The organism is Pontibacter chinhatensis, from assembly GCF_900113285.1.
Lineage (GTDB): Bacteria > Bacteroidota > Bacteroidia > Cytophagales > Hymenobacteraceae > Pontibacter > Pontibacter chinhatensis.
This window is the reverse complement of record NZ_FOOT01000003.1, coordinates 1-10,953: the sequence shown is the minus strand read 5'-3', so window position 1 is coordinate 10,953 and position 10,953 is coordinate 1. Positions and strand designations below refer to the sequence as shown.

Annotated in this window: 6 protein-coding genes; 4 read left to right on the top strand and 2 right to left on the bottom strand. The window is 53.9% G+C overall.

Annotated elements, in window-relative coordinates:
- The first annotated feature begins 1 nt into the window (after position 1).
- From BM040_RS09175 to BM040_RS09165, 3 genes are all read left to right on the top strand, one after another.
- Positions 2-940, top strand: a complete 939-nt coding sequence (locus tag BM040_RS09175) for a PorP/SprF family type IX secretion system membrane protein (protein WP_245756165.1) — start codon at positions 2-4, stop codon at positions 938-940.
- Between the two features lie 20 nt (positions 941-960).
- Complete coding sequence (locus BM040_RS09170; protein ID WP_092100405.1) at positions 961-2,946, top strand: OmpA family protein; 1,986 nt, start codon at positions 961-963, stop codon at positions 2,944-2,946.
- 232 nt (positions 2,947-3,178) lie between these two features.
- The gene (locus BM040_RS09165) at positions 3,179-5,428 is read left to right on the top strand and encodes a TonB-dependent receptor (protein ID WP_245756164.1); all 2,250 of its coding nucleotides are present in this window, start codon (positions 3,179-3,181) and stop codon (positions 5,426-5,428) included.
- A gap of 1 nt (position 5,429) precedes the next feature.
- On the opposite strand, the gene BM040_RS09160 is transcribed toward BM040_RS09165, so the two are convergent.
- Positions 5,430-6,041 (bottom strand): DUF4136 domain-containing protein, encoded by a 612-nt coding sequence (locus BM040_RS09160; protein ID WP_092100401.1) that lies wholly within the window; start codon positions 6,039-6,041, stop codon positions 5,430-5,432.
- Between the two features lie 231 nt (positions 6,042-6,272).
- Positions 6,273-9,191 (bottom strand): aminomethyl-transferring glycine dehydrogenase, encoded by a 2,919-nt coding sequence (gene gcvP / locus BM040_RS09155; protein WP_092100399.1) that lies wholly within the window; start codon positions 9,189-9,191, stop codon positions 6,273-6,275.
- A gap of 236 nt (positions 9,192-9,427) precedes the next feature.
- On the opposite strand from gcvP, the gene BM040_RS09150 reads away from it, so the two are divergent.
- Positions 9,428-10,672 carry an NAD(P)-dependent oxidoreductase gene (locus tag BM040_RS09150; protein WP_092100397.1) on the top strand — a complete coding sequence of 415 codons (1,245 nt, stop codon included), beginning with the start codon at positions 9,428-9,430 and terminating at the stop codon, positions 10,670-10,672.
- The last annotated feature ends 281 nt before the right edge of the window (positions 10,673-10,953 follow it).

The window sequence follows — 10,953 nt, the reverse complement described above, 5'->3', positions numbered from 1 at the left end:
GATGAAAATGAGAATATGTTACCTGTTGCTGGCCTTGTTGCTTACCTCGGCCGCACACGCGCAGCAAAACCCGCAGTACTCACAGTATATATTTAACAGCATGAGCATCAACCCGGCTTACACGGGTAGCAAGAACGTGCTGAACGTAAACGCCTTTCACCGCTCGCAGTGGACGGGCGTGGAAGGTGCCCCAAGCACCCAGTCGCTGGCAGTGGATGGGGTAATGGCAAATGACAGGATTGGAGTGGGTGCAAACGTTACCCGCGATGAGATTGGTGCCCACAGCACCACCAGCCTCTACGGTAACATCGCCGTAAAGCTGCAGGTGAGCGAAAACGCCATCTTCAGCCTGGGCCTGGCGCCTGGCCTGGTGCAGCACATGGTGGATGGCAGCAAATTCGGCATCGTCGACGACCCGACCATCCCGACTGGTAAGGAAACGACCATAAAGCCTGACGTAAAGGTGGGCGCTTATTTCCATACCCGTAACTTCTACGCTGGCTTCTCGGCAACGGAGTTGCTGCAGTTTAAGGACATGGAGCAGGTGGAGCCGAATCCGCACTACTTTTTTACCGCCGGTTATGTGTTTGACGTGAGCCCTTTCGTGAAGCTCAAGCCTAGCGTGCTGGTGAAGGAGGATTTCCATGCGCCGACGAATATGGACGTGAACGCCTTTATACTTTTAGGCGACCGGCTGTGGCTGGGAAGCTCGTACCGCACCAGCATGAACGTTTTCAACACGGCAGAGATAGGCGATGTGGAAAAACGCACGGCTGTGGCCTTTATTGGGGAGGTGCAGGTGCTCAAGCAGCTTCGCCTGGGCTATTCTTATGATAAAATGCTGAACGGGTACAGCAACCAGAGCACCCACGAGGTATCGGTGGGCTACTACTTCTTCCGTAAGAAAGAGACCAAAATGCTGACACCGCAGTACTTTTAACCCTTAGCGCTTCTTACTATATGAGACTTAAAAATATACCCTTATACTTAGCAGTGGCCGCTGTGCTGGGCTTTTCACCAGCTGTGCAAGGCCAGTCTTCGCTGAAAAAGGCAGATAGGCATTTTGAAAATTATGAGTTTGCCCTGGCGTTGCCAGTTTATAAAGAGGCTATTCAAAAGCGTAAGCCAGACCTGCCCACGGTAGAGCGCATCGCCACGGCTTATCGCCTCACACGCCAGAACCAGGAGGCAGAGCTATGGTATGGCAAAGTGGTGGCCATGCCCGGACGCCCGCCGATGAACCTGTTTTACTATGCTGAGGCTCTGCGAAGCAACGGCAAATACCAGGAGGCCAAAGAGCAGTACATGTTGTGGGGTGAGGAAATGCCCGAGCATGCCGACCGTGCCCAGCAACTGATGGAGGCCACAGACCTCTCGCTGCGGCTGATGAAGCAACCAGCTGTGGCTGAAGTAACCCAGTTACCCGGTCTTAGTGTGCCTGGGGCATCGGATTTCAGCCCTGCGGTTTACGGCAACAACGGCATCATCTTCACCTCTGACAGGGGCGTGAGCAAAGATGGCAAAGACCCGAAAGTATACGGCTGGACCGGCCGCCCTTACCTGCAGCTGTTTATTGCGCAGGAGATAAGCGAAGGCACCTACGGCAGGCCACAGCCGCTGCAGGACGTCATCAACTCCGATTTCCATAACGCGACGGCCTCTGCCGCAAAAGAGGGAGGCAAGTTATACTTTACCCGCACCAAAATGGTGCCTGCATTGGGCAACGTGAACGCAGACCCTACCAGCTGGGTGGAGAAGAACGAGAACCAGAACCTGATCAACCGACTGGAGATTTACTCTGCCGACAGGCAAGGCGGTAACTGGAGCAATATACAGCCATTCGAATATAATAAGGTAGAGGAGTACTCAGTAGGGCACCCAGCCATCTCGCCTGATGGGCAGGTGTTATACTTTGTGTCCGATATGCCGGGCAGCCTGGGCGACACAGATATTTACTACAGCCTGCGCAAAGCTGACGGAAGCTGGGGGGCGCCCGTAAATGCTGGTCCGGTTATCAACACCAGCGGCCGCGAAAGCTTCCCGTATGTGGACGCCGACGGCAAGTTATACTTTGCCTCCGATGGCCACGTGGGAATGGGCGGCCTGGATATCTTCTCGGCAGAGGGCGAGCGGGGTAACTGGCGCACGGTTAAAAACCTGGGCTACCCGATTAACACGCCGCAAAACGACTACGGCATTATGTTCACGGAGCCTGGCAAGCGCGGCCTGCTTTCCTCTAACCGCGACTCACAGAACGGCACGGAAGACATCTATTCCTTTAACATCCTGAAGAAGCCGGTAGTGCTGGCTATCACCACATTAGGCCGTTATCAGAACAAATTAAGGCAAACCGTGCAGGATCCGCTGCCTAACACAAGAATTCTAATGAGCCAACAGAACTCAAAAGATTCTACGGTGGTTATTACAGATGAGAAGGCACAGAGTTTTGTAGACGCCCGCGCCGGCAATGCCTATACTTTTGCCGGCTCTAAAATCGGCTTCCTGAAAATGGTATCAAGTATAAATATACCAGATACAGCCCCGGATACGGTGCAGGTGGCGCTGCTTTTCGACAAGAACGAGGTGGAAAAGGCCATTGTGCTGGAGAACATCTACTACGACTTGGATAAGTGGGATATTCGTCCGGATGCGGCCAAAGAGCTGGACAAACTGGTGACGCTGCTGAAGAACAACCCGGCTGTGGAGATTGAGATGGGCTCGCACACCGATAGCCGCGAAAGCCACAAGTATAACCAGCTGCTTTCGGAGCGAAGAGCACAGGCTGCGGTGGATTACCTGGTGTCTAAAGGCATAGAGCGTAACCGCCTGACGGCAAAAGGCTACGGCAAAACAAGGTTAGTGAACAAGTGTGCTGACGGAGTGGAGTGCCCGGAGGAAGAGCACCAGAAAAACCGCCGTACTGAGTTCACTATCAAGAAAAACTAAAGTATGATTTAAATTCTCATTAGCTTTCATAGTTTGGAAAGGCTCTGCGGTTTCTGTGGAGCCTTTTATCTTTTAGGGGTTTGGAGAAGTATGGCAGCGGGAACAAAGTATAAAAGCACTAATTTGCATAGAGTCGTGCCTAAACTTTAGGCCCCTTTAACCGTTCTCACACTGACCATTGATTTACCTCATGATTGTATTTCGCCATACGTATACTTTCCCCCTTTTACTTTTGCTGATAATCTTACCTCAGGTGCTGCTGGCGCAGGAGCTATACACCGGCTCTGTGCTGCGCGCCGATACCGGCCAGCCGCTGCCCGGCGTAATGGTTACAGCCAGCTCCGGCGAGCAGGGCATCAGCAACGAGAACGGCTATTTTAGCCTGGCCACCTCCACGGCTCCCGCGCGCCTCGTGTTCAGCTTTATCGGTTATAAAACAGTGGTGATTTCGAACCCGCGTGCCGGCCAGGAGCTGCGGGTGCTGCTAGAGCCGGGTGCGGCCAGCCTGCAGGAGGTGGTGATAACAGGGTATGAAACCAACCGGCCCCTGCTACAGACGGCCGGCGCGATAAGTATCATAGACCGGGATGTGATTGAGCGATTTGACGAAGGCTCCTTGGTGCGGGCGGTAAACACAGTGCCAGGCGTGCGGATGGAGGAGCGGGCACCGGCCAGCTATCGTATTTCCATTCGCGGAAGTTCGTTGCGCTCGCCTTACGGCATCCGGAACGTGAAACTCTACTACGACGGCATCCCTTTTACTGAGGCCAACGGCACCACGGCGCTCAACCTGATGGATGCGGCCAACATTGGAAGCATAGAAATCCTGAAAGGCCCGACCGGCAGCATTTATGGGGCAGGCACGGGCGGCACCGTGCTGCTGGAGCCCCGCCGGGCAGCAGCCGGGGAGCAGTCGCTGGAAGTGGGGGCAATGACGGGTTCCTATGGGCTGAGGCGTTACACGGCCACGGCGCGCGTGGGCGGAGAGAAAAGCAACTTTCTGGTGCAGTACGCCAAGCAGGAGTATGACGGCCACCGGCAACAGTCGGCGGTAGATAGGGAGGTGCTGCTGCTGAGCTCCGAGTTTAGGCCTTCTGACAGGCGCAGCATCTCTGCCAACCTTATTTACTCCGATTTATACTATGAGCTGCCGGGCGGGCTGACGCGGGATCAGTATGAGCAGGACCCAAGCCAGGCGCGCGGTGGCATGTTCGGCAGCGTGGCGCAGAATGCATCCATGAACCAGGAAAGCGTAAATGTGGGGCTGAAGCAGGAGTATACCTTTAGCGACCGCCTGCGCAACACCACCTCGCTTTATGGCATGCACCGCTTCCGCAACCATCCGTTCAACACCGACTACGAGCGCAATACAAACCAGGAGATTGGCGGCCGCACCAGCTTTGCCTACAATACCCAACTCGGAAATATAGGAGCGACCTTTACGGCAGGAGGGGAGTTTCAAAGAGGATTTGAGGCAGCCCGTACCTACGATAACAACGGCGGCACCGCCGGCGACCTCCGCACCGACGATGAGGTGGTGGCCAAGTCAGGTTTTGCCTTTGCGCAGGCGGAGTTGGAGCTTCCGGCAAACTTTATCGCCACGGCAGCCCTTAGCCTGAACGACACCAAGTATGACATCACGCGCCTGCACCAGGTGGGCAGCGGCAACTACAAGTATACCCGCGATTTTGAGGCGGTGCTCTCCCCCAGAATAGCACTTCTCAAGCAGCTGACAGAAGAGCTGAGTGTTCATGCCAGTGTCAGCTCCGGCTTCTCGCCGCCTACCGAAGAAGAAATCCTTACCTCCGACGGGCAGCTGAACGAGGAGCTGGAGGCGGAAAAAGGGATAAACTATGAAGCCGGTATAAGAGGCTTTGCCCTGCGCGGCAAGCTGAGCTTTGATGTAGTGGGCTTCTACTTCAACCTTAGGGAAACGATTGTGAGCCGGCAGGATGTGTCGAGCGTGGCTGTTTTTAGGAATGTGGGCAGCACCGACCAAAAAGGCGTTGAGACAAGTATAGCTTATACTTTAATCGATGATCCGGAGCGGCCACTGAGCCAGCTGAAAGTATGGACGAGCTATACCTTCAGCCATTTCCGCTTCGATGCCTATCAGCAAAACGAGAACGACTACTCCGGCAACAAACTCACGGGCGTGGCTCCGCATGCCGCCACCGCCGGGCTGGATCTGCACACGCGCTTTGGCTTATACTTAAACCTGACGGCCAACTACGCTGACGAGACTCCCCTGAATGATGAAAACACCGTTTACGCCGACAGCTACCTGGTAGCCGGGGCCAGATTGGGGATAAAGCGGCAGCTGGGGCAGCACTTCGGCCTGGAGGTGTACAGTGGTGTGGATAACGTGGCAGACACCAAGTATAGCCTGGGCAACGACCTCAACGCCTTTGGCGGGCGCTTCTTTCAGCCTGCGCCGGGCCGCAACTACTACGGCGGCCTCAGCCTGAAGTATACATTATAGCCTAACGATTCCTTCTATCTACTGGGTTGGGCGGAAACTGCCCCATGATATCGGCCACGGCCAGGTTGATGCGCTGCAGGTCCTGCGAAGTGGGGTTGATGCCGGCTTCCTTGATGCCGCGCCAGATAAGCTGGTTGGTGTTTGGGTCGATAAGGTCGATGATCAGGGTCCCGGCCGGGTATTGCTGCACGGGCCGGTAGCTGGGCAGTCCGGCGGTGCTGTAACGAAAGCGGTAGCCGAACCAGTAACTATAGCCATAGCCAAAGCCTGCTGGGAAAGTATACTCAACGCCGGGCGTCTGGCTCGAGTCTACCGCCAGGTCATAGGCCACCAGGATATCCGGCTTTTCCGAATCAAGCTGCAAACCGTCCCTGAAGAGCTCACTCGCCACCGCCTCCCGCACCCGCTCGTCCAGCAGCACATTAAACTGTGGGCCCGCGCCACCGGCGCGAGGTTTGGGCACCTCCGCACTATACCAGCCGTAACTACGGAACTTCGCAAAGTCAACAGAGGTATTGTACGTATAGGCGTTGCTCGACTGAGGAATGCCGGAGCAACCAACCAACACCAAAGACAGCAGGAACAAAGTATAAAGCAGGCCAGAATTCTTCATAGCGGTATAAATAGTCTTATCAGTAGTACAACTTAAACGCTGCGTTGTTGCCTAAAAAGTATGTAAAAGAAATGGATGTAAATATATGTATAAAATATTATATATAGTGGGTAATGAAGTGAAGTTTAGACTTATTTACCTGCTATAGCTGCTAGCTCGAAAGTATAGGTATGGGCAACAAAAAAGCCCGGCCATGCGGGCCGGGCTTTTAAAGTATAAATCAGGAGTGGCTTAGCCGATGGCTACCATCTCATTTCCATTTTCATTGTAAGCCTCGATAGGGGCGCAGGAGCAAACCAGGTTGCGGTCGCCGTACGCACTGTCGATGCGGCTAACGGTTGGCCATACTTTGTTGTCGCGCAGGTAAGCCATCGGGAATACCGCCTTCGCGCGGGTGTATGGTCTTTCCCAGTTCTCTACCAGCACTACTTTCTGCGTATGCGGCGCGTTCTTCAGCACGTTGTTCTTCTGATCGGCCTTGCCCTGCTCAATCTCACGGATTTCCTCACGGATGGAGATCATCACCTCGCAGAAGCGGTCCAGTTCTTCCTGTGCCTCAGACTCGGTTGGCTCTACCATCAGCGTGCCCGCTACCGGGAATGATACCGTCGGCGCGTGGAAACCATAGTCCATCAAGCGCTTCGCGATATCCTCCACCTCTACGCCATACTTCTTGAACTCACGGCAATCGAGGATCATCTCGTGCGCGCAGCGGCCATTAGAGCCAACGTAAAGTACAGGGTAATGCTTCTCCAGGCGCGCTTTGATATAGTTGGCGTTCAGGATAGCAAACTTGGTAGCCTCTGTCAGGCCATCGCCGCCCATCATGGCAATGTAAGCGTAAGATATCGGCAGGATAGAAGCAGAACCCCAAGGCGCAGCCGAAACCGCATGAATCGCATCTTTGCGACCCAGATCAACCACAGCGTGGCCCGGCAGGAACGGAGCCAGATCTTTTACCACACCAATTGGGCCCATGCCAGGACCACCGCCACCGTGCGGGATACAGAAGGTCTTGTGCAGGTTCAGGTGGCACACGTCGGCACCGATGTGGGCCGGAGAAGTCAGGCCTACCTGGGCGTTCATGTTGGCACCATCCATGTATACACGGCCGCCGTTATCATGAATGGTCTGGCAGATTTCCACAATGCTCTCCTCATACACACCGTGTGTAGACGGATAGGTTACCATCAGGCAAGACAGCTCATTTTTATACTGCTCTGCCTTAGCGCGCAGGTCTGCCACATCAATATTACCTTTCTCGTCGCACTTCACAATCACCACTCTCATGCCGGCCATTACCGCCGAAGCCGGGTTGGTGCCGTGGGCAGAAGAGGGGATAAGCGCTACGTTGCGGTGGTGGTCGCCGCGTGACTCGTGGTAAGCACGGATCACCATCAGACCGGCGTACTCGCCCTGCGCACCGGAGTTAGGCTGCAGCGATACGGCATCAAAACGCGTGATTTCGCAAAGCCACGCCTCCAGGTCCTTGAAGATTTGCTGGTATCCTTTTGTCTGGTCAGCAGGCGCGAAGGGGTGCAGCTGCCCGATTTCCGGCCAGGTAATCGGAATCATCTCGGCCGTAGCGTTGAGCTTCATGGTACAAGAGCCGAGGGAGATCATCGAGTGAACAAGCGAAATATCCTTGTTCTCCAGGTGCTTCATGTAGCGCAGGATCTCGTGCTCGGAGTGGTGCTTGTTGAATACCTCGTGCGTCAGGTATGGGCTTGTGCGGATGAGGCCCTCTGCCCAGGTTACTTCTGTTTCGGCCGGAAGCTCGTTAATAGTCAGCACATCGGCAGATTTGCCAGCCACTTTGGCGAACACGGCAAGTATGGCTTTTACGTCTGCCAGGTTAGTGTTCTGGTGCAGCGAGATACCGATGTTGTTCTCTCCGAAGTAGCGGAAGTTAATGCCGGCAGCCTCAGCCTCCGTGCGGATAGCATCTCTCAGTTCGGCGCTTTCCACGGCAATTTTCAGCGTATCGAAGTACTGCTCGTTCTGCTGCTCGAAGCCTAAGGCCTTCAGGCCTTTCTCCAGTTGCTGTGCCAGGGAATGCGTGTTCAGACCGATATACTTCAGACGGCGTGGGCCATGATAAACGGCATACATACCGGCAATTACGGCCAGCAGTACCTGCGCGGTACAGATGTTGGAAGTTGCTTTTTCGCGGCGGATGTGCTGCTCGCGTGTCTGCAGAGCCATGCGGTAGGCTCTGTTGCCTTCGGCATCTACCGAAATACCGATGATACGGCCAGGGATAACGCGCTTGAAGGCTTCCTTAGTGGCAAAGTAACCTGCGTGCGGACCGCCAAAGCCCATCGGCACACCAAAGCGCTGGGTAGTACCCACCACGGCATCAGCGCCCATCTCACCCGGAGGTGTCAGTAGGGTAAGCGACAGGATATCGGCTGCAACAGCTACATACACTTCCTGCTCGTGTGCCTTGGCAATAAAGTCTGTATAATCAAAAATGGCACCGTCGGCAGCAGGATACTGCACCAGGGCGCCAAAAAGTGTCTCGTCAGAGAAGTCAACCTCGCGGTGGTCACCGATTACCAGCTCAATGCCGATAGGGGTGGCACGCGAAGTCAGTACGTCCAGCGTCTGTGGCAACACCAGCTCCGAAACGAAGAAGCGGTTGGCATTTTTGCGGCTGCCTTTGCGCTGGGCAAAGAACATACCCATAGCCTCGGCAGCGGCAGTACCTTCATCCAGCAGCGACGCGTTGGCGATCTCCATGCCAGTCAGGTCCATTACCATGGTCTGGTAGTTGATCAGCGCCTCCAGACGGCCTTGAGCGATCTCAGCCTGGTAAGGAGTATAAGCTGTATACCAGCCCGGGTTCTCCATAATATTACGAAGTATAACCGGAGGCATAATGGTGTCGTTGTAGCCAAGCCCGATGTACGACTTGTATACTTTATTCTGCTTCGCAATCTGCGAGAACTGGTTCAGGAACTCTATCTCTGTCAGGGCTGCTGGCAGGTTCAAAGGCCTCTTTAGGCGAATGGCGGCCGGTACGGTCTCCTCAATCAGTTGGTCCAGTGTTTCTACGCCTATAGTGCGTAGCATGTCCTGCATTTGCTCCTTATCGGGGCCGTTGTGGCGCTCCTTAAATACGTCTGCAGGTTTGGTTTTAAAAATCATAACGAAGTTATATTTAATCTGGAATTTTGAGTTTTCAGCTCGTTCGGAAGCCGGTCTGTTGCCAGTTCCTGATTTGTGCTACAAAAGTAGCAATACTTTATTATATTGAAGCATCAAACCTAAATAGTTAAGGTAGCGCAACTGAGTAATTTATAAAGTATAAACCTGAGGCAGCGCCTGCTTGGTATATAAGCTCTAACACAAATTTATCGGCAACAATTCAACATCTTAACCATATGCGTAAACTGAAGATCGGCATTATTAAAGAAGGTAAAGTACCGGTGGATAAACGCGTGCCCCTCACGCCTAAGAAATGCGTCGAAGCTTTGCAGGAGTTTCCGGAAATGGAGATTGTGGTGCAGCCAAGCGACATCCGCTGTTTTACCGATGCCGAATATCAGGAACTCGACATCCCGCTACAGCAGGATTTGAGTGATTGCGATGTGCTGATGGGGGTGAAGGAGGTGCCGGTGGACCAGCTGATTCCGAACAAAACATACTTTTTCTTCTCCCATACTATTAAAAAGCAGCCCCACAACGCCAAGTTGCTGCGCGCTGTGCTGGACAAGAACATTACCTTAATAGACTATGAGCTTCTGAAAACCCCGCAGGGGCAGCGAGTGGTGGCCTTCGGGCGCTATGCCGGAATCGTGGGCGCCTACAACGGCATCCTGACCTATGGCAAAAAGCACCAGCTCTTCGACCTGAAGCCGGCCTACCAATGCCACGAGATGGAGGACATGCAGGAAGAGTACTTTAAGGTGAAGCTACCGCCGATAAAGATTGCCGTAACCGGAGGCGGGCGCGTGGCCGGAGGAGCGATGGAAGTGCTCGATAAGATGGGAATCCGGAAGGTGAGCGTGTTCGATTACCTCTACAAGCAGTTCACGGAGCCGGTGTATGCCCAGCTGCATTCCGGTGATTATAATGCACGCCCCGATGTGGAAGTATGGGACTCTCCGGATTTCTACGCCAACCCGCATCTATATAAGAGTACCTTCCGCAAGTTTACCCGTGTGACCGATTTGCTGATGGCCTGCGCCTACTGGGACCCGAGTGCTCCAAAGCTTTTTACCGAAGAAGACATGCGCCAGGCAGATTTTAAGATAGATACCATTGCGGATATTACCTGCGACGTTGATGGCTCCATCCCGTCTACCAAGCGGGCTTCTACCATTCCAGACCCGGCTTACGATTACAACCCCGAAACAGGAGAATTGGAGCCGCCATACTCTAAGCCAGGCAACATCACTGTGATGGCCGTAGACAACCTGCCTTGCGAGTTGCCGCGCAATGCCTCCCGCGACTTTGGCCGCCTCTTAATAGACAATGTGTTCCCGCAGTTCTTTAACGGGGATGCCGGTGGTATGCTAGAGCGCGGTACCATCGCCAGAAACGGAAAGCTAACTGCGGCCTTTAGTTATCTGCAAGATTATGCCGATAGTGCAACCAGCAATCAGGAGAAGCAGGAGATAGTATAGTATAGTATAGTATAGTATAGTATAGTATAGTATAGTATAGTATAGTATAGTATAGCCCCGGAGCAATTCGGGGCTTTTTTTTTCTCATTATGGGACGAAGGGCGCCTATGGAGATATCTCCTTCTTACGCTTTGGGCAAGGCCATGAAAAACTTTCCCCCTGACCTTGAGCCTTTTCCGGTGTTGCGCCATCTTTTTTTAGGCGGGGCGTTTGCGTTTCGGGAAAGGTTTTCTACTTTTGCCCTCCCGTTCAGCAGGAGCGGGGCAGGGGATGAGGCGAAG